We start from the raw sequence: 23,341 nt of genomic DNA, 5'->3' as shown, positions 1-23,341 counted from the left end.
TTATTTTATTTAAAAATTTATCTTCAAACTTCCCTTACGCAAGATCTCAGGTTTGCCATTGAATTTTATAATTGTTGAAGGCGGAGTCTCTGGCAAATCACCGGCATTTATAAAAAGATCTGCTTGAGCTTGACCTTTAAAAAGAGCTTTTATCTTTTTACCGCTATAAATATTACCGGCTCCCTGAAAATTGGCCGAAGTGGACACAATCGGTTTTCCAAAATTTCTGGCTAGCTCACTGGCAAAAGGATGACTAGATACTCTCAAAGCCAAAAAATCATCACAGTGTCCTTGCCACTTACAATATTTAAATGGTAATACCAAAGTCAATGGCCCTGGCCAATGAGACAAAGCCAAGCGCCGTGAATTGTCATCAAAATTTACTAGATAAGAAGCTGTTATAATATCTGGCACGATCACAGGCAATGGCTTACCTTGGTCTCTTTTTTTTATCTTATAAATTTTGGCCATGGCTTTTTTGTTGTAAAAATCACAACCTAAGCCATAAGATGTCTCCGTCGGATATATAATCACCCCACCCTCATTCAAAACATGGAGTGCCTCTTGTAAAACCTGTATTCTATTAGTTTTATCTAATTTTATTTCTTTCACTAAGTTAAAAATTAATTATTAAGTTAATTATACTCTATACTATATATTATTGCAGTAGTGTTATAAATAAAGCAGCAAAAGCAGCTAAAACAAAAGTGGCCTGCAAAGGAAAAATAAGCAAAAGTCCAGCTACCACACACAAAACAATTACCTTGCCTAGGTGCATCGCCATTTCTCTAATGAGAGTATATTCATCTATATAATGCCCTCTGTCTGCGGCTTTTTCATAAACTAAGGTGTCTAAAGAAGTCCTTAAAACAATCAAAGCTAAAGTATGATAAATAGAAACCAAAAAAACTTGAACAGTGCTGGCAGCTAAGACTTTTATCAACCAAGCTGAAGAATTAAGAAAAGTGCCCCATCTAACCATCCTTACCTTATGGAATTTATCCAATAAATTCCCGATAAACAAGCGTAATACAACGCCCAATAATAACACCCCACCAGTAATCAAGCCCACCGACTGATAACGGTCATCCAAAACTGAAAAAATAAATAATGGCCAAAAAACTGTATTGATTGTGCCCACTGCCCCATCAGACATATAGGCAGTTACCATCCTACGATTAAAAGGATGGAAAAAATATTTGATAGTCTCCCAATAAGTCCAACTCATATTTTCTTTGGTGTGTGGCAAAAACCAAAAAGGAATAATAGATAATATACAAACCAGCATTGATACAAAAGACAACAAGGCAAAACCCCAAGATTCCATCAAAAAGCCACCTATTACCGGGGCAATTATAGAAAATAATGAAGCCAGAGAAAAAATCACGCCAAACTGCTTGCCTCTATTTCTTTTGGAAGAAAACTTGGCACTGTCAGTTTGAAAGGGCAGCCAAAAAGTCATCCTCAAAAGTACCAAACAAATAGCCGTCACCCACATCCAAAAAATAGGGTCTTCTTCAAACCTATACCAACCATAGAAATAAGGTATACGTAAAAAAACACCTATCAGTAAACTGGCTTTTAGGCCAATCTTGTTTATAATATTGCCACCAAGTGGCGCCAATAAAAAATAACCCAAAGAGATTGCTATATACCAAATAATCAAGGCGTCAAAATTACCAAATTGCTGATATAAAACAATCGGCAAAAACAAACCAAATATATTAGTACCAAAATCAAGCAAAAGTTTGCCTGACCAGAGGGATATCAAGCCGGAAGAAAATCCTAATTTTTTATAGTCCTCTACCAAATGAAAACGCATGGGTTTATTTTTATTTTTTATCCCAAACAAAATCGAGATATTATTTTACAACTATACTTACTATTTTATTTTTTACATATATAAACTTTATAATTTCTTTATCAGCTATAAACTTGGCGACCTTATCCTGAGATAATATCTTTTGTTTTATTTCTTCACTGGGCTCGATATCATAAGGCAAAGATACTTCGTCTCTCAATTTACCATTTATCTGAATACCAATAGTTACCATCTCATCAGTAGCCAAATTTTCATCATACTGAGGCCACTTGGCTAGTGACACAAAATCATCATGCCCTAGATTGTGCCACATTTCTTCAGCTATATGAGGTGCAAAAGGCGTCAGAAGAAGGACAAATTTTTCAAAAATATCTTTTGCTATTTCTTTTTCTTTGTCCAAAGCATTGACCAAAATCATCATTTGAGAAATGGCTGTATTAAAACGCATATTTTCAATATCTTGGTTGACTTTTTTTATAGTTTTGTGGAGCAAGACCTCGTTAGTCTTGTTGCCCTCGCCCAAATCATCCTGCAGTTGCCAGATTTTATTCAAAAATCTATGCATACCTTTGACACCTTTATCATCCCAGGCAATAGACTGATCAAAAGGCCCCATAAACATTTCATAAAGTCTGATAGTATCGGCACCATAATCCAAAACATAACCATCCGGATTGATGACATTACCCTTTGATTTGGACATTTTGACTCCTCCTTCGCCCAAAATCATACCTTGAGCAGTGCGCTTTCTATATGGCTCGTCTCCTATATCGTTATGAATAGGCACTACCCCTATGTCAGCCAAAAACTTATAAACAAACCTAGAATACAAAAGATGTAAGGTAGTATGTTCCATACCACCATTGTACCAATCAACTGGCAACCAATATTTAGCTTTGTCCTGACTGACCAATTGCTCATTATTTTGATTATCAATATAGCGAATAAAATACCAATTTGAGCCAGCCCAGTTGGGCATGACATCAGTCTCACGTTTGGCATCTTTGCCACACTTGGGACACTTGGTATGTAACCAACTTTCTACTTTGACTAGCGGTGATTGTCCGTCATCGGTCGGTTGAAAATCTTTTATATCAGGCAAAACTACTGGCAAATCTGCTTCAGAAACCGGTACCCAATCACAATCCTGACAATAAATCATCGGAATTGGCTCGCCCCAATATCTTTGTCGAGAAAATATCCAATCATGGAGTTTATAATTTACTGCTTCCTGCCCCAAATTTTTCTTTTCCAAATAATCAACTATTTTTTCTTTGAATTCTTCTGTTTTCAAACCATTAAACTCGCCGGAGTTGATAGATAAAGCATCTGGATCGTCAGCACCCTGACTAGTATCAGCTCCTTCAATGACAGATCTTATCTCCAGATTATATTTTTTGGCAAATTCCCAGTCGCGCTGGTCGTGCGCCGGCACCGCCATAATGGCCCCCGTACCATAAGTCATCATTACATAATCAGCTACAAAAATAGAAATTTTCTCATCACTGACTGGATTGACAGCCCAAAGACCTTCTAATTTTACTCCCGTCTTTTCTTTATTTTCACTGCGTTCAATATCTGTTTTTTTCTTAGCTTCTTCAATATATTTCTTAACTTCCTCAATATTTTCTATTTGACTAGCAAATTTATGGATTAGATCATGCTCTGGTGCCAAGACCATAAAAGTCACACCAAATAAAGTATCTGGCCTGGTAGTAAAGACCGTCAGCGACTCTGTCGCACCAGCAAAATTGTCTTTAACGGAGTTAATCTTAAAATTTACTTCCGCTCCCTGGCTACGACCAATCCAATCTATCTGTTGTTTCTTGATAGTTTCCAAAAAATCTACCTTTTCCAAACCATCAATCAGACGATCAGCATAATCTGTTATCCTCAAGAGCCATTGTTCTTTTTCTTTTTTGATCACTTCTCCGCCACAGCGCTCACACACTCCAGCCACCACCTCCTCATTGGCCAGACCGATTTTGCAAGATGTACACCAATTTATATTTTCAGTAGATTTGTAGGCTAGGCCTTTTTTAAACATCTGTATAAAAATCCACTGTGTCCATTTGTAATATTTTGGATCTGAGGTTTCCAAATATCTTGACCAATCAAAAGAAAAACCAGTGTTTTTGAGCTGCCTCTGAAAATTTTCTATATTTTTGCGCGTAGTAATAGCGGGATGAGTATTGTGCTTGATAGCATAGTTTTCTGCCGGCAGACCAAAAGCGTCCATACCAATCGGGTATATCACATTTTGCCCTTCCATTCTTTTTTTTCGACAAACAATGTCCATAGCTGTATAAGACCTCAGATGCCCCGTATGCAAACCGTCACCCGATGGATAAGGAAATTCCACCAAACCATAAAACTTTCTCCCTATTTTATCCTTAGCCAAAAAAACCTGGCTATCTTGCCATTTCTTTTGCCACTTACTTTCAATTTTTCTAAAATCGTATTCCACCCAATTTAGAAATTAATATTTATCTATATTTACCCTTTTAGAAAATATATTTAATTTCTAACGGGGTCCATAATTAGCAACAATTGTAGTAAAATTTTACCATCAGCTAGCTAAAAAATCAAATGAACCTTCTAGTCCTTGACTGTTAAAAAAAGCTCTGATATGTTATTATTTATAGCACAAATTATGTTTTAAAAATTAAAACAAACATATACGTCTATTTTTTAAGAAAATAAGCAATAAACTAGCTATCCGCCTGGCAGATAGCCTTGTTTGGTTCTATAAAAAAAGCTTTATTTTTTGGAAGATTCTAGGTCTGGGTATATTTGTGGTAGGTAAATTTACATTACTACCTACTATATTATTTGTATATAGAAATTTTTTGAAAATAAAACTAAAACTAAAAAACTTCAAACTGAGCCAGTTAAACTACATTATCTTCATACGCAAGTATGTGCCTAGCGCTTTGATAGTTATTATTATCACAGTAGTCAGCACTCACAATATATTGGCTCAGGGCTACAACAGCGATGAATATGCCAACCGTACATTGCTCTCTAGCCTAATATCCCGCCAAGAAGAAGGCTGGAGCGAATTGATAGAAGAGTCTGGCCCAGCTATACAAGCACCCAAAGTTTCAAGTTATTTAGAAGATCAAGGCAATCTACAAGAAGTAGTCATTAAAACTCCCTTTGAAGAAGAATCTGGTTTGGAGACAAATCCGGAATCTGGTAATCTGGCCATCATCAATCCTAGTGATGCCGAACAACTTGAGGAGAGTGGTCAGATCAGAAGGTCTCAACCGATTGAATATGTTGTCCAACCAGGTGACGTGATAGGTAAAATTGCCGAAAAATTTGGCATCAGTGCCAATACTATATTATGGGAAAATGATCTCACTTGGAGTAGCCTAATAAAACCCGGCCAAAAACTTACTATATTACCGAACTCCGGCATAAACCACGAGGTATCTTCAGGCGATACAGTACTAGCTATTGCCAAAAAATACCAAACTGATGCTAAAGAAATTATAGAAGTCAACAAACTAGCTGATGCCTCAGATATTGCCATTGGAGATCTCTTGTTTATACCAAATGGTGTCAAACCAACACCAGTGGTTACTTCATACAAACCAAAAGTGTCAGTTTATAGTAACGAAACATATGAACCAGCTGAGAATATAGATACTGATACAAAATTGCTGTGGCCATTGCTATCAAAACGCATTACTCAATACTACCACTTGGGACACAGCGGATTGGACATAGGTGATAAAACAGGCAACCCAATCTATGCAGCTGAAGCTGGTAAAGTAGAAAGAGCTGGTTGGTCAAAAGGATATGGTTATAACGTCATTATAAATCATGGAAATGGCCTCAAAACCTTGTATGGGCATGCTTCCAAACTGCTAGTTGAGGCTGGCGACTCTGTATCACGCGGTCAGACTATTGCCTTGATAGGTTCTACTGGTTGGTCTACTGGACCACATTTACATTTGGAAGTGCAGATAAATGGAGCAAAACAAAACCCTATAAACTACATTAAATAATCTTTGGATAACAAAAAACCGCCCCGAACGGGGCGGTTTTAAAATAAACAAATTTTAATTACATGTTTCTTCAAAAATACCCTGTGGAGAAAGATATAATTTTTTGCCATCCTCACAAACACACCATGATTCTACCTCCTGACAATAACCAGGCTCATTCCATGAACAACCTGCTACAGCCTGACAATCTGTTTGACTATCAATAAAGCTACATGATATTTCTTCTTCTCTATTTTGAAAGACACCACCACCATCCTGACACTGTCTTATGGCTAAATCTGACAATTGATCACCATATTCAAATATCTGACCATCGCCCAAAGGATTGTAGCCATTTTCCATTTCCTGTCCATCACTATAACCATCACCATCTGTGTCTGGATTATTTGGATCTGTGCCCAATACTGATTCTTCATAATCAGTTAATCCATCGCCATCCGTATCATCTGTATCTGGCAACACACCTGTGCTGCCACCAAAACCGTTCAAAAACTCATCAAGAGTTTTTATATTTTGTGGCGTAATGACCGGATAAGGCTCAACATAATACATCAAATATTTCAGTTGCCCATTTAGCAAAGTATTATAACTTTTTGATTTGATACCTAAATTATCTACATAAATCTCAAACCCACCTATATTTTTTGTTTTATCGTCTATCAAAACAAAGATCTTTATATGGTCCAAATATCCTTTGATGTTTGCCCACTCATCTGGCTTTTCTGTTTTGAATTTTTCAAAACTATTTATCATCTCGGCTTTGACAACTTCTTTGTCAGTATTTAAATAAAGCGATGTATTCACATCTAATTGCATATCTATAGATAAAAGAATCAAGTCGGATAATTTGTTAGCTTTTAAAATCAATTCTATCTTTTTTAAATTTCCTTGTGGAGTCTCAACTGTCTGGTGAGTATCTTTGACTTGAAATATTTTGGATTTTTTTATTTTCTGCAAATACTCATCTACTTTTTGATTTATCTCGGCTATTTTTTGATCATCTATTTCTGTATCTTCAGGTATTTTGCCACTAAGAGTTTTGACAAAATCAATAGGAATCTCAAACCAAGCATCATCGGGCAAACTACTAAAATCTACAAAACCCATCAAGGCTGTTTCTAAATCTTGCCAATTTGTCTTAAAATAAAGATTTTCCCTTATTTTTTTTGATTCCAAATCTATTTGATAATTTATTTTGCTCTTGTCTGAAACTGACAAAAAAATGCTCCCTTCCGAATCAGAACCAAGATAAGCTTGCGATGAATTAATAGTCAAATCAAAATTACTACCAAAAAAACTCATCATAGATATATTTTTGTTGGCTTCATTTTGATTTTTTATGTTAAAAGACATATCAATATTCTGCTGATAACTTTCCATACCAGTACTACCCCAACTCCAAGACACATCTTTGACTAACATTATGGCCTGACCATAAGCATAATACCACCAAGCGCCAAGTCCCAAAATTACTAACAAAATAATAGCCACTATCATTATCCATAATTTATTTTTGCCTTTGACTGGCGTAGACGGCTCGGACCTAGGCATGTTAGGTATAGGATTGTCAGGGGACCTTTTTATATTATCTGGACTTTGACTTGCTTGATTATGATTTTGAAAAGTTTCAAACATATTTTTTTATCCTCTTATTATTAAATAAATAATATAAATTACATAAAGAGCAATTAAAAATATCCCCTGCCAACGCTGCAAAAGATTTTTTTTGCCAACAAACATAAATAAAAATAAAAAACACGTAATAGCCACCAAAAAATATATATCAAAATTCAAGATTGGTGAAAAGACTATCGGCCTAATAAGCGAGCTAACTCCCAATATCCAAAATACATTAAATACATTAGAGCCTATTACATTACCAATAGCAATATCCGATTTATGCTTATAAGCTGCTACAGCGCTAGCCGCCAACTCAGGCAAAGAAGTACCGACCGCAATAATAGTCAGGCCAATCAAAGCTTCACTCATGCCCAGTTTGACAGCAATAGCAATAGCCCCATCTACTATCCACTGCCCTCCTAGGGCTAGGCTCAGCATGCCACCAATAATCATCACTATAGACAGCCAGTTGGATATTTCTTTGATATCTTCCCCCTCTCCCTCTACTTTGGCCATACCAAAACTGTAATACAAAAATATAACAAAAAATGAAAGCAAAACTACTCCATCTATCCTAGTCAAAGCATTAAAACCGACTTTATCAACAATCATATCATTGGCCAAAAACCACAAAATAACTACCCCTAATAATGAAAATGGTATTTCTTTGAAAACAGTACCGTGTTTGACAGCTAAGGGAAAAATAATAGCTGAAATACCCAAAATAAGTAATATGTTGGCAATATTTGAGCCGACTATATTAGCCACTGCCAGATCACTACTGCCCCTAAAAGATGCCATAAGGTTTACTATCAATTCCGGAGCCGAAGTACCAAAAGAGACAATTGTGAGGCCAATCACAATATTGGAAACTTTAAATTTTTTGGCTACAGAAGAAGCGCCATCGACTAACCAATCAGCACCTTTGATAAGAAAATAAAAGCCTGCAATAAATAAAACGTAAGTAAACATATTTTAAAATTATAAATACATTTTAACATAAATAAACCAAAAATAAAAACCCGCCAAAAGACAAATTCAAATGGCGGATTTTATAAAAAGATAAAATTTAAACTGTTTCCGGATTTGGAGTAACTGGACCTTCTTTTTCATGCTTGACTTGCTTCATTACTTCTTTTTCAAAAAGTATTGCTCCTAGGACTGTCACCAATATTACCGCCAAAAGTGAAGCTGAGGCCATGGTAGCATCCAAAGCATGATTAGCCAAAGCAACTGCCACAAAGACTAGACCTACTTCTCCACGAATAGCCATAGCTAATCCGACCAACTGTCCGTCTTTTCTATTTTTAAACAAATATTTAGTAATATATTTGCCAAAGAAGGCTAAAACAGTAAATAATATTGCCCACATCCAGACTTTGGCATCTACCAAAGCTTCACGAGGAAGCATCGTGCCAATACTAACCAAAAATCCACCGACAAAAATATGCATATATCCCTCAATCTTTTCCCAGGCACTGTGTTTTATTTCATTGTCTACTTTAGAGAGTACTACTCCGATTCCAAAAGCACCCAAGACTGGCTCTAGACCCAAAAGTGCTGCCGCTGATCCACCGACCATCAAAGCACCAAAGAAAAATCTAGTATATATTCCAGTTGAACTTTCTACATATCTAGTATCCAAATATTTGGAAATTTTATGAGCAACACCCAAGCTCCATAGAGCATAAGTAGCTACCAAAAATACTATTACACCAATTGCTAAGGCAACAAAAGGATTGATACCGCCCTCGGCAACTGCGTGTTCACCTGCTCCAGTAGAAGACAATTTGGCTAAAATAGTCAAAATAATAACACCCAAAATATCATCTATGACAGCGGCACCAACTATTTGATTGCCAACATTGGTTTCCAGTTTACCAGCCCGTTTCAAAGCCTCGACTGACAAACCAACTGAAGTAGCTGTAAAAATACCGCCCAAGAAAATAGCTGGTATCCAATCTAGATGCACAACATAGTGTCCTAGTGCGGCAAAAGATACCAAAGGTACCAAAACACCACAAAACGCTACTAAGGTAGCAATGCCTATATTCTTTTTGAGAAGCTCCATATCAAAATGTAAACCTGCCTCAAATAATATAAATAAAACACCAGCTAGTCTGGCCAGCTCTACTCCGTGTGAATAAGGATCAAGCACATTCAGAACTGCCGGTCCGGCAATAATACCCATGATAATTTTGCCAGCCATTGGAGCAATACCAATTGCTTTGGCCATCCTACCACCAAAAGAAGCAAACAAGGCCAAGAAGGCAATATCAATCAACATCGGCATATAATTACTGACTTCATGGTTTTCTGAAGAAACCAGCCCATTGCGGACAAAATATAAAATTGCCGAAATGACAGCAACTTCAAGGATAAAGAATATCAACTCTTTTATTTTTCCATTCATAAAATTTACTATTTATTAATTTCTTATTAATTATAAAATAAAACAGGAAAAGTATAACTCAAATAATTAAAAAAATCAAGACTTTTCCAAAAGCAAAGCCCCCGACCGAAATATTTTCAGCTGGGGGCTCAGACCTAGTTTGTCAAGCCGCGTAAGGCCGCAATCTATAGTAAATGATGGGTTTTCTTCTCTGGTGGCAGACAAGCTGCCAACGACTCAAGCGCCTACAAGGTGCTTTCAACCTCTTGCCAGAAAAACAACGCGTGCTGTCAGGCCTGCTAAACGGCTTAGCCATATTGGCTCCTTCCTTGGTTTGGGGAAAAACAAAAACGGCCAAAAAAGCCCTCCTTTCGTCAACACGTGTACAACTAACTACCCTTTAAATATAATAGCTATTCAGATAATGTCAACTTATCAACTTTTTTGGCCGTTTTTTGATAGATTTAAATATTTATTAGCCAACTGCTGACGAATCGTTATTCTTATTGGCAGAATTTGCATCTTGCTTTGACCGAAACTGAGGTTTTGGTATTGAGATATCACTTGTTGTAGAAAACCCTGAACCATAACCATTAGACACCAAAAATAATACGCCAATTACTAGAGCTGGCAAAGCCATGGCCAGATAAGCTGACCAATCAATCTTGCCCCAAGTCATCACTATATACACCACGACTAGGATAAACCAAAGTGCCGCCCCCAACCTTTCCATTTTCCAAGATACAATGAGGACTATCAAAAGTAATATACTCGGTAAAAGGTGCATCAAAAGTGCTAGCCAAGAAAATTGCCCATCAAAAACATCTAGGACAAACAATGAAACAAATAATGTAAATAAAATACCAAATATTCTCGGCAGCCAATAAAATGTTTTTCCCATATTTTTATTGATTAAATTTTAATATAGCGGCAAAAATAAGAGCAATGATTAGAAAAGCAATAATTACCCAAAAAAATACTGGCGGTTTCATAAATTTATTTTTTATTATTTATAATAAAATTATACTATTATTTTACCCTTTTTGGGACTAGATTACAACTATCAAAAACACAGCCACACGTAGCGTAGCCTAAATGCTTATAGTTATAAACATCATAATGTATTTTTTCATAAGTTTTTATTTAATTTTATCTTGTTTTTATATAACTATTACACAATATTTTGACAAATATGAAAAGGATTATTATAGTTTTGACTTCTTACATATTTATCTATATAATGAATCACTGCTATAATAATAACAGGCCGAAGTGGCGCCCCGCTTTGCGGGACTACGAGAATTGGCAAATCTATTGGGGCATCAATATAGCATTATCAAAAAACAAGGTTTATTTGTATGCCGAAGTGGCGGAATTGGTAGACGCGCATGGTTCAGAGCCATGTGTCCAATAGGACGTGGAGGTTCAAGTCCTCTCTTCGGTACCATAAACCAGTCGCGCTTGGCGCTCCGGTTTATGGCAAGCCCCATCTACTTAGATAATTAAGAGGCCTGCCGTGAACTCGAGTCGTCAAACGACGAGTAGTTCACGGGGTGTGGCGCAGTTGGCTAGCGCGCATCGTTCGGGACGATGAGGTCGTGGGTTCAAGTCCCACCACTCCGACCACGTATAACCACTTCCTAGCAACGCGGGCCGTTAGCTCAGATGGCTAGAGCGCTACATTCGCATTGTAGAGGCCGCCGGTTCAATTCCGGCACGGTCCACCACTCGATTCGCCATTTGCTTCGCAAAAGCCTCACTCGTGTTTTTCGGTGTTTAAAAACACCTACGACCATTCTAGATTTGTAGAATCGAGTGTCTTGAGCGAGCGAAGCGAGTCGAAAGGCAATTATTATAAAACCATGAAACAATACATCATAAATCGCAATGAGCTTTTTTACCCACCATCAGACAAAGTAAAAAAAGCTATCAAAAATTTCCCCCAACAAAAAATATCCCGATATATAGGTGGCTATTATCATTCTCCTTTGGCTGAAAAAATATCCAAAAAATTCAATTTTCCTAGCCAGCAAATTTTGATATTTTATGGCTTGGAAGATTTCTTTAGAGGACTTTTTAGATCACTTGATAGAAAAAAAGATTCCATCTTAGTCAACCAATACCACTTTGCTTATTTTTCTAGCTATCTCAAACACCTAAAAATAAAAATGTATGAATCCAAAATGGTGTCTGATAAAAATAGTTTTTATTTTGATATAGATGATTTGATAAAAAAATATAAAAAATATAAACCAAGTATAGTCTTACTCACTTCACCAAACAACCCAACCGGCAATGTACTAAATTTTGCTGATTTAAAAAAAGTTTTAAATACTGTATCAAAAAATACTCTAGTAATACTGGACGAAGCATACTTTGGTTTTGACCCAAACTATCAAGATAAAAAATATATTAACCTTACCAAAAAATACCCTCACCTAATGCTGGTCAGAACTTTTTCCAAATTTTATGGTTTAGCAGGACTGCGCATTGGCTATGCTCTGGCTGGAAAACAGGCTTTAAAAATTATAAATTATCAAGCATATTATTTAAATTTCAGCCAAATTCTGGAAAATATTGCTATCGCTGCCTTAGACTCAACTAATTATTACGGAAATATTGCCAAAAAAATAATTAAAGATCGTGACAATCTGACAGAAGAAATAAACAAACTAAAAAATTTTATAGCCTATAAAAGTTGCACCAACTTTATATTGATCAAAGTAAACAAAAAAATATTGAACAAATTAAAAAACATTGTGGCCAAACAAAATTTTAAAGTAGCGATGTTTTTAGGAGAAGATATGATGAGAGTCTCTATCACTTTGCCAAAATATAGCAAGAGATTTTTAAATACACTAAAAGATATGGATAATAAAAAGATTGGATAATTTATATAAAATGGTGGGGTGGCTGAGTGGTTGAAAGCGCTGGTCTCGAAAACCGGTAGTCGTGAAAGCGGCTCGTGGGTTCAAATCCCACCCCCACCGCCATGTACTATGATGGTACAATGGACAAGAAAAACAAAAAAACGCTTTTTAACAAGCGCTTTTTTATACTTTCTAGTTTTTATATTTTTTGATTAGGAATGCCGCTCCACCCAAGATTAATACTATGGCCACAAATAATAGCACTATATCAAAAAGAAACCTGTCTTGATTAGCTAAAATATTTCATCATTTATTTAAAAGCCAAATTGCATAATTTAAGGCACCGGCAAAACTAACCCAAAAAAAGTATGGCACTAGTAACCAAGCCGCTTTTTTGTCTATCTCACAAAAACTATAAATCAAAGCTATAATCATAAGCCATAAAACTAAAATATCTATCATAGCTAGACCTATATTTTTTAATCCAAAAAATAAAATTGACCAAAAAAGATTAAAAACCAAATGCATTATAAACAGCCAAAAAGCAAAACGCACATTTCTTTTTTTAAGCCCTTTTTGCCAGACAAAAAATAAAGCAATTCCCATCAGTATATAAAGCGTTGTCCAAACCGGTCCAAAAATCCAACTAGGCGGATTAAAATCCGGTTTTTGCAAAGTATTATACCAGGTGTCTATAGCCGGTGTAGTAAAAATTGAACCCAAAAAACCAACTGACAAACACAATACAATTGCAATAAATAATTTGTTAATATTTTGTGATTTTTTCATATTATTAAAATTATTTATAAAAGCCATTTAGCCACCAAGAGATATATTGTCACACTTGTTAGATCCTGAATAATCGTTGCAATCGGGCCACTAGCATTAGCGGGATCAAAACGTAATCTGGAAAATGCATAAGGAATAAATAAGCCCGTAATAATAGAAGACAAAATTGCCAAAAACATAGCCAAAGCCAAGACAAAAGCTACCGAGATATTACTATAAAAAACCAAAGTAACTATAAATATTAAAATACTGACCACTACACCTATAAAAAATATTACCCTAAACTGTTTTATGGTATAAATAAAAAAATTAAGTTTTGGGTTGATAGCTAAATCACGAATAATAAAAAAGCCCACTTGAGTACCAACCGCGCTGGCCATATAAACTACCAATGGTATAAAAGAAGCTAAAATAATATTTTCAGACAGCGTGTGTTCAAAAAGACCTATTATTTGAGCGGCCAATATACCACCCAACAAACCAATGATCAGCCATGGTAAACGATGTTTCAAAGATACAAGCATGGACAAAGAGCTGATGTTATCAATGTTGAATTTGGTGTACTGTTCCACACCAGCTAAGTGCAAAATGTCTTCTTGAGACTCCTGATAAATAGCATCTAATATAGTATCACTCAAAACCGCACCCAAAAATTTATTATCCTTATCAACAACTGGCACAGCTTTGATATTATTTTTCAAAGATATAAATGCCACTCTTTCTCTATCTGTATAGGGATGAGCCGTCACTAAATTTTTGACCATTACCTCCGATACGATTTTGTTTTTTGGCTGACGAAAAATCTCTTTGACCGACATTACACCTTTTAATAAACCTGTTTTGGAAAGGACATAAACATAGTTTATGGATTCCAACTTCCTGACATCTTTGAGAAGATATTCTTCTACGGTTCGGATAGTATTTTCCGGACTGACTATTGGCACCGAGACTGTCATAATGTCTCCGGCTGAATGTTTTGGAAAATTAGTGCTTAGATTTTTATCCATTTTTATTTTAAAATGCTATACTTATATTTTAGCTTATTTCTCAAAATTAAAAAAGCTTTATCAATTGACAAAATAATATTATTATTTAAAAAATAACCACCAAATAAAAGCTAGCACCAAAACTACTACAAATCCTATAGCTCTACCTAAATAAAATTTTCTTAAATTCATATCTATATTTTACCTTATTTCTCAAAATTAAAAAAGCTTTATCAATTGACAAAAATCATTAAATATAGAAAAATTAGTCCGAAAAACAGACAAGGCGCTAGCTTGTCAAAAATAGTTCACTCCCAACAGAAAGGCTAAATCATGTTCATGTGGCTGGAAGTCTTCAAACAAACCGGTGCCCTGTGGCTCCACGACAACAATCCTCAGCGTCCCCACGCTCTTTTGACCAGTGGACTGCACTCCAACGGCTTTGTCAACTGTAGCCTAATTATCCGCAACCCTGCTCTACTGGAAAAGGCTTGCTGGCACCTGGCCAATCAGGCCAACTGGCTACACAATTGTCCATATGATATGGTTATTGGTTCAGCCATGGGCGGCGTCACTCTGGCCTACCAACTGGCTCTGAGTATGGAGAAGGAAGCCGGCTTCACCGAAAAGGTTGACAACCAGATGTTGCTCAAACGCTTTCCACTGAAGCCTGGCACCAGGGTACTAATGGTTGAAGATGTCATGACTACTGGCAAAACCACCCGCCAGAGCATCGCCGGTATAAGCGAAGCAGGCGGGATTGTGAGCCATACCATTCTAGCGCTGGTCAACCGATCGGGATTATCTGATCTGGATGGTCGTAAGATCATCAGCTTGATCGCTCCCCAGATTGACACCTGGCAACCTCAGGACTGTCCCTTGTGTCTGGCCGGCTCCGAAGCTATACGCCCCAAAGGTCGTGAAGAGTGGCTCCGACTCAGAGGTAATTACCCTGTCTAGAAAGGAACTATTATACTAAATCTGCCATCTCCCCCAACGACTGATAGTGGTTGTTGATTTCAACCCCAGCCAATTCGAAAACAAGTCCTAGATACGTACAAGCTAGCTGACCTTGTTTTTCCCTCCGCCCTGGAACGCCAAACGTTCCAGGGCGGCTTTCTTTTTATAAAAATTATAAAAATTTCCCTTATCCTATTTTTTGTGTATAATAAAAATATATCCCCCCGCCACTCGCACCTCACTCACTTCTCTAGCACGGAGGCAACGTCGCAAAGCACTTAATCTTCACCCTCGTTGCTCATCACCCGATGAACCTCATAGACTTTTCCACAGAGGAGGATACCCTGTTCCCAAGCCCTCTTATCCAGGGGAAACCAATAGTCTACGCCGCTGGTACTTACAAGTTGGTCAGGATAGCCAATCCAGGAGATCCTACTATCTTTCCTCATGACCTCTTGGTCATCAAGAAAGAGCTTGACCAAGGTCGCATGGTCGGCCAATCTATAACCAGCTGGATTTGGGCCTCCACCCAAAAAGACTACCCTGGTCTCAGGGTTTCCATCGTGCCTCTCAAGGTCCTGGAGTTGCTGCCACAACTCACACCTACCGAGGACGTATCGGAAGACAATGATGCCGAAGAGGCTGTCAATGCTTCCTAAACATAGCCGCCCGGCTTCTAGTCGGGCGGCCTTCCTTTTCTTGACAAATACCAATATTAATATTATAAATAAATATTACTCTATTTTTCTCCGCCCTGTCCTTAACTCGAAACCTCAAGGAGGTGAAACCATGCAAGAAGACGGCGCCAAACTCATGGCCATGGCTATCCAAAACTTTTACTCCCTACCCGATGAAAAAACCCTACATGCGGCGATTGATGTAGCTCGCCTCTACTGCCGGAAAGAAACGGCCCAAGAAGTTGAACAAGCACTGAGACAGCACCTCCAATTGATCCAAAACGGATCACTAAGCCCCGGCCAAGCTTGAGCCCCCACTATAGACAGACATCTTGGTGGGGGCTTCAATTTTCCCTTTATTTTAAGACTAGTTGACCAAATATTTATTTTTGCTATAATTATAAAGATGAAAAAAAGATATGCCCATCATCAGAAAATGACCCCCGATAAAGGGCTTTTATTTTTTCTCAGTTCTGAATTTGTCAAAGAAAAAAATATTTATATAGAGTGAATTAAATATTCCTGAAAAGGAATATTTTTTTATGCTCAAATCTGTTCTTTTCACTAGGAGGAAAATGTCATGACTCAAGCCGAAAAATTTCAGTCAATCCTCGCTGATCCCAAGACCATTGTCCTGGACACAAACACCAGTGTTGAAGTCATCGACCCTATAACCGGACAAGTCCAAGAAATCATCATTTTGCCAGCTGGCTCCTACACCCTTTACTTCAACTACGACCTTGACCAGATTGGTGAAATTCGAAGCTTTGTCGAAGACCCCAGCATCTTCAATCGGCTGCTTCGCCTGCCTGAAGGGAGCTAAACTCATGTCTACTCTGGAAAAACTCCAAGAACTCCTACCGGAACTGCCTCGCGTAACGGCTATCCTACACCGAGACCTGACCTTGACCAATTCCCTAACCGGACGCAAGGCCATCATCCACAAAGGACGCCGCACTTTCGTGGTCGTCAAGCGTGGTGATATACGCTGGATCTACTGGCTTTCTGGTATCAGACAAGGCCGGCTGGTCGGGATGTCCGATTCCTACTTTGCTGTCCAGTTTGAAGACCCTGGTTTGGCTAGGATCTCCTCCTACCCTACTCTGGCCAAGGTGGCCTGAGTCTACAACACAATAGGCGGTCAGCCTATACTAACGCCCCCTTAATCCTATGTTGGAAAAAGGGGGCGCGATTTTTTATCTTTTAAACCTAACAAAAAACCGCTAATGCCACAATAATCGCGCTAGGCAAAAACGGTTCTTTATTGAATAAATACCTACCTACCGTAGACAGGTAAAAATTATTTATTTTTAAATCTATTGCGTCTCTTGAGTTTCTTTCTGCGACGTCTTTTTACAGATAATCTTTTATTCTTTAGTTTTGTTCCCATATCTTGATAATAAATTTAACGATAGAAATATAGCAAATAGTGGATAAAATGTCAATCTGGTCGTCCTGCTGGGACTTGAACCCAGGACCCCCACTTTATAAGAGTGGTGCTCTAACCAGCTGAGCTACAGGACGATAAATTAAATAAACATAAATATTATAGAGTAAGACGGACTTTTTGTGAAGTCTAGGCACTATTTATAATATCCAATTTCTTTTGTATCTTATCCAACAAAAATTCCTGGGCAGCCTCTATATCTTTATCTATTTCCAATTTAGCGCTGCGACGATTACCTTTACCTTGGATATCTTTGACCAAGTCACTAGCATTTATATTATTACTGGCATAGACCCAGACTTCGGTACGCTGCAGCTCCAGCTGATAAAATATAATTGCTACCTGAGCATCTGGCGTAGACAGTATCAAATCTTTTATCATTTCTTCAAAGCTCTCTGGTAAATATTCAGCTTCTTCGTGACGCAAAAATGAGCTAATAAGTGGCCCCGTTTTTTTTATCCTAGAAAGCACTTTACCCCAACTCTTGAGAGTGCTTATATCTTTAGTACGATATAAAGTGTCTATTATTTTTTCTCGTTGAGCCCCTTTTATTATCAGATTACTGGCAATTTCTAAAGTATAAGGTGTCACTTTTGGCGACTGAAAACTGGACGTGGCAAATATCATGCCAGCCAAAAGATAAGTTGACATTTCTTTATCTAAATATTTTTTTAAAATATTATAGGATATTTCAGATACTGAAGTGGCGCTAGCTTCTACTATATCCAACTCCCCATAATTTTCATTTAAAACAGAATTATCTATATTGACTATAGGACGACTGTGAAATAAATCCCTGTTTTCTGAAAATATATTACCCAAAACATCTAGACTATCCGCCCCCAAGGTAATAACCAAATCATATTTATAATTCCCCCGAGCCGTACTAACATCTTGAGCTGAGAATAAACCGTCTTGTGGCACTATATCAATTTCCAACTTATCTCCCCTGACATCATAGCTAAGTTGCTTGACTTGAGTCTTGGAAACATCCAAAATAATCTTAAATTTATTTAATTCCCCCAGACTATTATCTATATTTATATTTTCTGGAAAAAAATTATACTTAGCTATCTTACCATCAAAAGCAATATCTACTTTCTTTTTATTGGATGATAAAAAAATATGCCAGGCATAAGCCGCGCCTAACACATCCAAATTTGAATCTTTTGGTCCGCTGATCAAGATATTATTTGCTTGCCCCAAAAGCTTATTTAATTTTTTGATTTCTAATTCCATTTAAATTTTATTTTGACCATTAAATCTATAACATTTATGGAATATTGTCAATACTAAAAAACCACAAATTATCTAGCCTGAGCCAAGTGGAAGGATTGACTTTTTTAGGATAATTTAGTAGAGTTAGGGCGAACTATTTAAAAAATACACGTTTTTTCAGTGTATTCATTTAATTCTACAAAATCATGAACCCGTTAGAAACTCACAAAACTCTAACGGAGTAAAACAATTATACTATATTTGACTAATATAATTAGACAGTATAGCTCATAAAATTTTTATGATTTTACCATGTTTAACAAAATAAATTTCTAAATGGGATGAATGTAAGTGCTCTTGCTAGACAACTCAAAGTAACAACCACCGAGCTCCTGGAAAAATTACCGGAACTTGGTTTTGATATTGGAGCTAGAGCTATCAAAGTAGATGACAACTTGGTCCCCAAAATAACCGAGGCTTGGAGAAAACAGGTCAAAAAAGCCCGTATGCAACACGAGCTTTCTCAGGTAGAAGAAAGGGGTAAAGAAAATCTACAAGCTGAAACTGAACAAAAAAAAGCTAGTAAAGAAATATCAATGGGTGAAACCATAATTGTCAAAGATATGGCCGAGCTTATGAAGTTGCCAGTCGCTAAGCTGATGGGTGAACTGATGAAAAACGGCATTATGGTTTCTCTCAATGAGCGTATTGATTTTGATACAGCCACTATCATAGCTGAGGATTTAGGATTCAAAGCTATAAAATCCGACGAAGAAATAATACAAGAGCAGAGCAAAAGAGAAAAACTAGAATCGCTATTGGGCAAGCGCACAGCCAAAGACACTCGCCCACCAGTAGTAGTAGTCATGGGTCACGTCGACCACGGTAAAACAAAGTTGCTTGATGCAATCCGTGAAACCAATGTAGTTGATCAAGAAGCAGGTGGCATTACCCAACATATTGGTGCTTACCAGGTAGTCACTCGCGATAGACTGATTACTTTCTTAGATACTCCCGGACATGAAGCTTTCAAGGCTATGCGAAGTCGCGGAGGCCAAATAGCTGACGTAGCTATCCTAGTGGTTGCGGCTGATGATGGTTTGCAACCGCAAACACTAGAAAGTATTTCTGTCATCCAAAAAGAAAAATTACCTTTCGTAGTAGCAATAAACAAAATCGACAAAGAGGAAGCTGACATCGACAAAGTAAAACAAGGGCTTTCCGAAATTAATTTGATCCCAGAAGATTGGGGTGGCAAAATAATCTGCCAGCCAATATCTGCCAAATTCAAAAAAAATATTCCTGAGCTTTTGGATATGATTCTTTTGGTGGCTGATATGGAAGAAAAGAAAGCTGATTCTACAGGACCGGCTGTCGGCACAATCATTGAATCTCATGTAGACAAAAGCGCCGGACCAGTAGCCACTGTCTTAGTCCAAGCTGGTAATCTGCAACTTGGTGATACTTTTTGTGTTGGCTCAGTATCGGGCAAGATAAAAATCATGCAGGACTGGACTGGTAAAAACCTAAATAGCGCTCTACCCTCTACTCCGGTTAAAATCCTCGGCCTAAAACAATTACCAAAAGTCGGCGAAATATTAGAAGTCATCCAAGACAAAAAAGAATTCAAATCACGTCTCAAGGAAATGAGTAGCCAAAGCAAAGCCGTAAAAGTCAGTAATAGTAGCAATAATAATGGCGAGGAAGAACAAAATACTGCCCATCTTAATCTAATCATCAAATCAGATGTAATGGGGTCAGCCGAAGCCATAGAAGAATCATTGTCAAAAATAAAAGTAGAAGATACCAGATTAAAAGTTATCAAAAAAGGTTTGGGTCAGATTACTGAAGATGATGTCTTAAATGCCGAAGCAACTAATGCTATTATTATTGGTTTTCATATAAAAGAAAACAAAAACACTGCCACCCTAGCCAATGAAAAACATGTTACTATCCTCCACTTTGATATTATATACAAACTATTAGAAGAAGTAGAAAAGATATTGACTGCCATAAAAGGTAAAAAAACTATTCACAAATTTTTGGGTAAAATGCAGGTCTTGGCAATATTTAAAACCACCAAAGGCGGCATGATAGTTGGTGGCAAAGTCATAGAAGGAAAAATAAGCAAAGACAGCAAAATAAAAGTCCTAAAAAATGAACAAGTAGAGACCATTGGCCAACTTGTCAGTCTGCAGTCAGCCAAAGAAAATGTCGCCGAAGTAGTAACCGGCAATGAAGCTGGCTTAGAATATAAAGGTGAACCAATTATAGAAGTCGGCGATATTTTAGAATTTTTCCAAGAATCATATGAGTAAGAGGACTGAACAAATAGCCGAGCTACTGCGTAGCGAAATAAACAATATAATAATCCGTGATTTTGAAGCGCCAATGGGCATGCTCGTCAGTGTGTCACAAGTAACAGTGGCCGACGATTTAAAAAATGCCACTGCTTATGTAAGTGTTATACCTCAAAACAAAACCGGAAGTGGTCTGGAAGCTATCCGTAGATTCACCGGACATGTCCAAAGACAAATCGGCAAAAAAATATCTATCCGGGTAACTCCAAAAATCCAATTTGAATTAGATGATAGAGACCTCAAATACAAAGCAATTGATGAAGCCCTAAAAAATTAACCCTGCTAATCCAGCAGGGTTTTTCAATCAGCAATGACAAAGCATTGACTTTGCTTTAATTTCTGGCTATACTGACTGGCTATATCTTGTTTGGTCAATAAGCAAAAAATAAATAAAAGTTCTAACTGATCTATGCATAATCATAAAGCAATCAGCCAAAGCATTTTTCAACTCTTGGAAAAATCCCAGGATGTTTTGTTGATTTCTCATCAAAAACCAGATGGAGATACACTTGGCTCAAGCTTGGCTTTATTTTCCTATCTGTCTAAACTCAATAAAAATGTAAGTAGTTTTTGTACAGATCCTGTGCCCGATAATTTAGAATTTTTGCCCAACAGCTACCAACTAACTACTGACCACCTTGTTTTTACAAAAAAATATGACCTAGTCATTACCCTAGATTCTTCCAACTTAGATTATGCTGGGATAAATAATCTAATGTCAGCTCTTCCACTAGGCTACACCCTAATCAATATAGATCACCATATCAGCAACCCATTGTACGGCGATATCAATTTAGTGATTGATAGTGCTTCATCAACCTCCGAGGTGGTCTATCGCCTCCTAAAAGATTGGTATATACAATGGGACAAAGATATAGCCACTTGCTTGATAGCGGGTATTATCACCGATACTGACGGTTTCAAAAATGGAGCTACAAACTATCAAGCTTTGGCCGCCGCTTCTGATCTTATAGCCTATGGTGCAAAAACTCAACAAATAATCAAAAACTCTCTAAACAAAATAAACATAGAGAGTTTAAAACTCTGGGGTATTGCCCTAGAGCGCCTAAAAAAAATAGACAAGCATAATATAGTATATACTTGGATTACACAGGATGATTTCAAAAATTGCCAGGCCAATGAAAATGCTTCTGATGGTTTGGCCAACTTTTTACATATTTTAAAAGAGGGACAAATCATCATGGTGCTCACCGAAAGAGCCGATGGCACTGTCAAAGGCTCACTCCGTACAACCTCCAATATAGATTTGACAAAGCTAGCCGCTTTATTTGGCGGTGGTGGACACAAAAAGGCAGCCGGTTTTTCCTTGCCAGGAAAGCTAGTCTATGATAATAATAAACTAAGAATTATTTAATAAAAAATCAAAACTTTCGACTTTAAACTTTAAACTGAATTATATGTTAATACCAACAGTAATAGAAAAAGTCCCTGGTGGCGAACGAGCCTACGACATCTATTCTCGTCTACTCAAGGATAGAATAATCTTTTTAGGTGACCAAATAGACGACCATTTGGCAAATATAATAATTGCCCAACTACTATTTCTGGATGCCCAAGATAATAAAAAACCAATCAAGATGTATATCAACTCAGTCGGTGGATCTGTGACTGACGGCCTGGCAATCTATGATACTATGCAGCACATCAAAAGCCCAGTTTCTACTATTTCGATAGGACTGGCAGCTTCTATGGCCGCCCTGCTTTTGGCCGGTGGAGCCAAAGGCATGCGCTATGCATTACCCAACTCAGAAATACTTATTCATCAAGTTATGGGTGGCGCTAGCGGCCAAGCCAGTGATATAAAAATAAAAGCCGAACAAATCCTAAAACTCAAAGACAGATTAAACAAAATACTCGTTCGTCATACCGGACAACCCATAAAAAATATTGAAAGAGATACTGACCGCGACCATTATATGACAGCCGAAGAAGCACTCAAATATGGCCTAGTGGATAAAATCATAAAATAATCTTTTCAATATTTTCAAAATGTGCTAATATTTTTGCAAGGTGAGTTTTTGGGTTATTTAATCCAACTCGACATAACTCGCCACCAGACCATCAGCGTAAAACATCAATTGATAGTCGAAAGACTTCGAAGGATGTCTTACATCATGCTGATGGTCTTTTAGTTAAATGCCCTTAAGGCTCTTGATTTTAAAA

Annotated in this window: 21 protein-coding genes and 5 tRNA genes; 15 read left to right on the top strand and 11 right to left on the bottom strand. The window is 37.3% G+C overall.

The features are described 5' to 3' along the window. Nucleotides 1–9: 9 nt before the first annotated feature. Genes KKH39_02240 through leuS form a run of 3 tightly spaced genes read right to left on the bottom strand, consistent with a single transcriptional unit; the run spans nucleotide 10 to nucleotide 4,289 of the window. Nucleotides 10–612 carry a threonylcarbamoyl-AMP synthase gene (locus KKH39_02240; protein MBU1202838.1) on the bottom strand — a complete coding sequence of 201 codons (603 nt, stop codon included), beginning with the start codon at nucleotides 610–612 and terminating at the stop codon, nucleotides 10–12. Nucleotides 613–658: 46 nt separating this feature from the next. After that, nucleotides 659–1,822, bottom strand: coding sequence for an MFS transporter (locus tag KKH39_02235; GenBank protein MBU1202837.1), 1,164 nt, complete (start codon nucleotides 1,820–1,822; stop codon nucleotides 659–661). Between the two features lie 40 nt (nucleotides 1,823–1,862). After that, nucleotides 1,863–4,289: a leucine--tRNA ligase gene (gene leuS / locus KKH39_02230; GenBank protein ID MBU1202836.1), complete on the bottom strand. Its 2,427-nt coding sequence runs from the start codon at nucleotides 4,287–4,289 to the stop codon at nucleotides 1,863–1,865. A 328-nt stretch (nucleotides 4,290–4,617) separates the two neighbouring features. On the opposite strand from leuS, the gene KKH39_02225 reads away from it, so the two are divergent. Then, the gene (locus tag KKH39_02225) at nucleotides 4,618–5,838 is read left to right on the top strand and encodes a peptidoglycan DD-metalloendopeptidase family protein (GenBank protein ID MBU1202835.1); all 1,221 of its coding nucleotides are present in this window, start codon (nucleotides 4,618–4,620) and stop codon (nucleotides 5,836–5,838) included. A gap of 54 nt (nucleotides 5,839–5,892) precedes the next feature. Here KKH39_02225 and KKH39_02220 read toward each other — a convergent pair whose 3' ends face one another. The 4 genes from KKH39_02220 to KKH39_02205 all read right to left on the bottom strand — a co-directional run bounded on the left by KKH39_02220 (nucleotide 5,893) and on the right by KKH39_02205 (nucleotide 10,751). Then, nucleotides 5,893–7,473, bottom strand: coding sequence for a hypothetical protein (locus KKH39_02220; GenBank protein ID MBU1202834.1), 1,581 nt, complete (start codon nucleotides 7,471–7,473; stop codon nucleotides 5,893–5,895). 6 nt (nucleotides 7,474–7,479) lie between these two features. Next, a complete protein-coding gene (locus KKH39_02215) occupies nucleotides 7,480–8,430 on the bottom strand; it encodes a calcium/sodium antiporter (protein ID MBU1202833.1) in 951 nt (316 codons plus the stop codon). Nucleotides 8,431–8,527: 97 nt separating this feature from the next. Beyond that, nucleotides 8,528–9,871: a cation:proton antiporter gene (locus tag KKH39_02210; protein ID MBU1202832.1), complete on the bottom strand. Its 1,344-nt coding sequence runs from the start codon at nucleotides 9,869–9,871 to the stop codon at nucleotides 8,528–8,530. A 454-nt stretch (nucleotides 9,872–10,325) separates the two neighbouring features. Continuing rightward, nucleotides 10,326–10,751 carry a hypothetical protein gene (locus KKH39_02205; GenBank protein ID MBU1202831.1) on the bottom strand — a complete coding sequence of 142 codons (426 nt, stop codon included), beginning with the start codon at nucleotides 10,749–10,751 and terminating at the stop codon, nucleotides 10,326–10,328. 459 nt (nucleotides 10,752–11,210) lie between these two features. Here KKH39_02205 and KKH39_02200 point away from each other — a divergent pair. The 5 genes from KKH39_02200 to KKH39_02180 all read left to right on the top strand — a co-directional run bounded on the left by KKH39_02200 (nucleotide 11,211) and on the right by KKH39_02180 (nucleotide 12,843). Further along, a tRNA-Leu gene (locus KKH39_02200) sits at nucleotides 11,211–11,297 on the top strand. A 102-nt stretch (nucleotides 11,298–11,399) separates the two neighbouring features. Then, a tRNA-Pro gene (locus KKH39_02195) sits at nucleotides 11,400–11,476 on the top strand. Nucleotides 11,477–11,500: 24 nt separating this feature from the next. Next, nucleotides 11,501–11,577: transfer RNA gene (locus KKH39_02190), tRNA-Ala, on the top strand. A 135-nt stretch (nucleotides 11,578–11,712) separates the two neighbouring features. Further along, nucleotides 11,713–12,741, top strand: coding sequence for a histidinol-phosphate aminotransferase family protein (locus KKH39_02185; protein ID MBU1202830.1), 1,029 nt, complete (start codon nucleotides 11,713–11,715; stop codon nucleotides 12,739–12,741). A 12-nt stretch (nucleotides 12,742–12,753) separates the two neighbouring features. After that, nucleotides 12,754–12,843, top strand: a tRNA-Ser gene (locus KKH39_02180). A 183-nt stretch (nucleotides 12,844–13,026) separates the two neighbouring features. Here the strand turns inward: KKH39_02180 and KKH39_02175 are convergent. Beyond that, nucleotides 13,027–13,509, bottom strand: coding sequence for a tryptophan-rich sensory protein (locus KKH39_02175; protein MBU1202829.1), 483 nt, complete (start codon nucleotides 13,507–13,509; stop codon nucleotides 13,027–13,029). Between the two features lie 14 nt (nucleotides 13,510–13,523). Further along, a complete protein-coding gene (locus KKH39_02170; GenBank protein MBU1202828.1) occupies nucleotides 13,524–14,516 on the bottom strand; it encodes a magnesium transporter in 993 nt (330 codons plus the stop codon). 318 nt (nucleotides 14,517–14,834) lie between these two features. Here KKH39_02170 and KKH39_02165 point away from each other — a divergent pair, with 318 nt between their 5' ends. The 5 genes from KKH39_02165 (at nucleotide 14,835) to KKH39_02145 (ending at nucleotide 17,253) form a co-directional block, all read left to right on the top strand. After that, nucleotides 14,835–15,455, top strand: coding sequence for a hypothetical protein (locus tag KKH39_02165; GenBank protein ID MBU1202827.1), 621 nt, complete (start codon nucleotides 14,835–14,837; stop codon nucleotides 15,453–15,455). 308 nt (nucleotides 15,456–15,763) lie between these two features. Further along, the gene (locus KKH39_02160) at nucleotides 15,764–16,114 is read left to right on the top strand and encodes a hypothetical protein (protein ID MBU1202826.1); all 351 of its coding nucleotides are present in this window, start codon (nucleotides 15,764–15,766) and stop codon (nucleotides 16,112–16,114) included. Continuing rightward, the gene (locus tag KKH39_02155) at nucleotides 16,104–16,442 is read left to right on the top strand and encodes a hypothetical protein (GenBank protein MBU1202825.1); all 339 of its coding nucleotides are present in this window, start codon (nucleotides 16,104–16,106) and stop codon (nucleotides 16,440–16,442) included. Before KKH39_02160 ends, KKH39_02155 begins: the two co-directional genes overlap by 11 nt. Before the next feature lie 270 nt (nucleotides 16,443–16,712). Continuing rightward, complete coding sequence (locus KKH39_02150; protein MBU1202824.1) at nucleotides 16,713–16,955, top strand: hypothetical protein; 243 nt, start codon at nucleotides 16,713–16,715, stop codon at nucleotides 16,953–16,955. A 139-nt stretch (nucleotides 16,956–17,094) separates the two neighbouring features. Further along, nucleotides 17,095–17,253, top strand: coding sequence for a hypothetical protein (locus KKH39_02145; GenBank protein ID MBU1202823.1), 159 nt, complete (start codon nucleotides 17,095–17,097; stop codon nucleotides 17,251–17,253). 326 nt (nucleotides 17,254–17,579) lie between these two features. On the opposite strand, the gene KKH39_02140 is transcribed toward KKH39_02145, so the two are convergent. Both KKH39_02140 and KKH39_02135 read right to left on the bottom strand, forming a co-directional pair. Beyond that, nucleotides 17,580–17,656, bottom strand: a tRNA-Ile gene (locus tag KKH39_02140). Between the two features lie 52 nt (nucleotides 17,657–17,708). Continuing rightward, nucleotides 17,709–18,818: a hypothetical protein gene (locus KKH39_02135; GenBank protein MBU1202822.1), complete on the bottom strand. Its 1,110-nt coding sequence runs from the start codon at nucleotides 18,816–18,818 to the stop codon at nucleotides 17,709–17,711. A gap of 320 nt (nucleotides 18,819–19,138) precedes the next feature. On the opposite strand from KKH39_02135, the gene infB reads away from it, so the two are divergent. The 4 genes from infB (at nucleotide 19,139) to KKH39_02115 (ending at nucleotide 23,148) form a co-directional block, all read left to right on the top strand. Further along, nucleotides 19,139–21,115 (top strand): translation initiation factor IF-2, encoded by a 1,977-nt coding sequence (infB, locus tag KKH39_02130; GenBank protein ID MBU1202821.1) that lies wholly within the window; start codon nucleotides 19,139–19,141, stop codon nucleotides 21,113–21,115. Further along, on the top strand, nucleotides 21,108–21,434 hold the full coding sequence (gene rbfA, locus KKH39_02125) for a 30S ribosome-binding factor RbfA (GenBank protein MBU1202820.1): 327 nt from the start codon (nucleotides 21,108–21,110) through the stop codon (nucleotides 21,432–21,434). The genes infB and rbfA overlap by 8 nt, the downstream gene beginning before the upstream one ends. A 132-nt stretch (nucleotides 21,435–21,566) precedes the next feature. Continuing rightward, nucleotides 21,567–22,532: a DHH family phosphoesterase gene (locus tag KKH39_02120; protein ID MBU1202819.1), complete on the top strand. Its 966-nt coding sequence runs from the start codon at nucleotides 21,567–21,569 to the stop codon at nucleotides 22,530–22,532. A 43-nt stretch (nucleotides 22,533–22,575) separates the two neighbouring features. Then, a complete protein-coding gene (locus KKH39_02115; GenBank protein ID MBU1202818.1) occupies nucleotides 22,576–23,148 on the top strand; it encodes an ATP-dependent Clp protease proteolytic subunit in 573 nt (190 codons plus the stop codon). Nucleotides 23,149–23,341 lie beyond the last annotated feature (193 nt).

The sequence above is a fragment of the Patescibacteria group bacterium genome (assembly GCA_018819405.1).
Taxonomy (GTDB): Bacteria; Patescibacteriota; Patescibacteriia; order UBA1558; family GWA2-36-10; genus XYD1-37-29.
This window is presented reverse-complemented; position numbering and strand designations above follow the sequence as displayed.

Bases quoted from the DNA above. Each gene is read 5' to 3' on its own strand.
- KKH39_02170 (MBU1202828.1), bottom strand. From the start codon at position 14,516: ATGGATAAAAATCTAAGCACTAATTTTCCAAAACATTCAGCCGGAGAC.
- KKH39_02210 (MBU1202832.1), bottom strand. From the start codon at position 9,871: ATGAATGGAAAAATAAAAGAGTTGATATTCTTTATCCTTGAAGTTGCT.
- KKH39_02115 (MBU1202818.1), top strand. From the start codon at position 22,576: ATGTTAATACCAACAGTAATAGAAAAAGTCCCTGGTGGCGAACGAGCC.
- KKH39_02150 (MBU1202824.1), top strand. From the start codon at position 16,713: ATGACTCAAGCCGAAAAATTTCAGTCAATCCTCGCTGATCCCAAGACC.
- KKH39_02135 (MBU1202822.1), bottom strand. From the start codon at position 18,818: ATGGAATTAGAAATCAAAAAATTAAATAAGCTTTTGGGGCAAGCAAAT.
- rbfA (MBU1202820.1), top strand. From the start codon at position 21,108: ATGAGTAAGAGGACTGAACAAATAGCCGAGCTACTGCGTAGCGAAATA.
- KKH39_02185 (MBU1202830.1), top strand. From the start codon at position 11,713: ATGAAACAATACATCATAAATCGCAATGAGCTTTTTTACCCACCATCA.
- KKH39_02205 (MBU1202831.1), bottom strand. From the start codon at position 10,751: ATGGGAAAAACATTTTATTGGCTGCCGAGAATATTTGGTATTTTATTT.
- KKH39_02220 (MBU1202834.1), bottom strand. From the start codon at position 7,473: ATGTTTGAAACTTTTCAAAATCATAATCAAGCAAGTCAAAGTCCAGAT.
- KKH39_02235 (MBU1202837.1), bottom strand. From the start codon at position 1,822: ATGCGTTTTCATTTGGTAGAGGACTATAAAAAATTAGGATTTTCTTCC.
- KKH39_02120 (MBU1202819.1), top strand. From the start codon at position 21,567: ATGCATAATCATAAAGCAATCAGCCAAAGCATTTTTCAACTCTTGGAA.
- infB (MBU1202821.1), top strand. From the start codon at position 19,139: ATGAATGTAAGTGCTCTTGCTAGACAACTCAAAGTAACAACCACCGAG.
- KKH39_02160 (MBU1202826.1), top strand. From the start codon at position 15,764: ATGAACCTCATAGACTTTTCCACAGAGGAGGATACCCTGTTCCCAAGC.
- KKH39_02165 (MBU1202827.1), top strand. From the start codon at position 14,835: ATGTGGCTGGAAGTCTTCAAACAAACCGGTGCCCTGTGGCTCCACGAC.
- KKH39_02215 (MBU1202833.1), bottom strand. From the start codon at position 8,430: ATGTTTACTTACGTTTTATTTATTGCAGGCTTTTATTTTCTTATCAAA.
- KKH39_02155 (MBU1202825.1), top strand. From the start codon at position 16,104: ATGCTTCCTAAACATAGCCGCCCGGCTTCTAGTCGGGCGGCCTTCCTT.
- KKH39_02175 (MBU1202829.1), bottom strand. From the start codon at position 13,509: ATGAAAAAATCACAAAATATTAACAAATTATTTATTGCAATTGTATTG.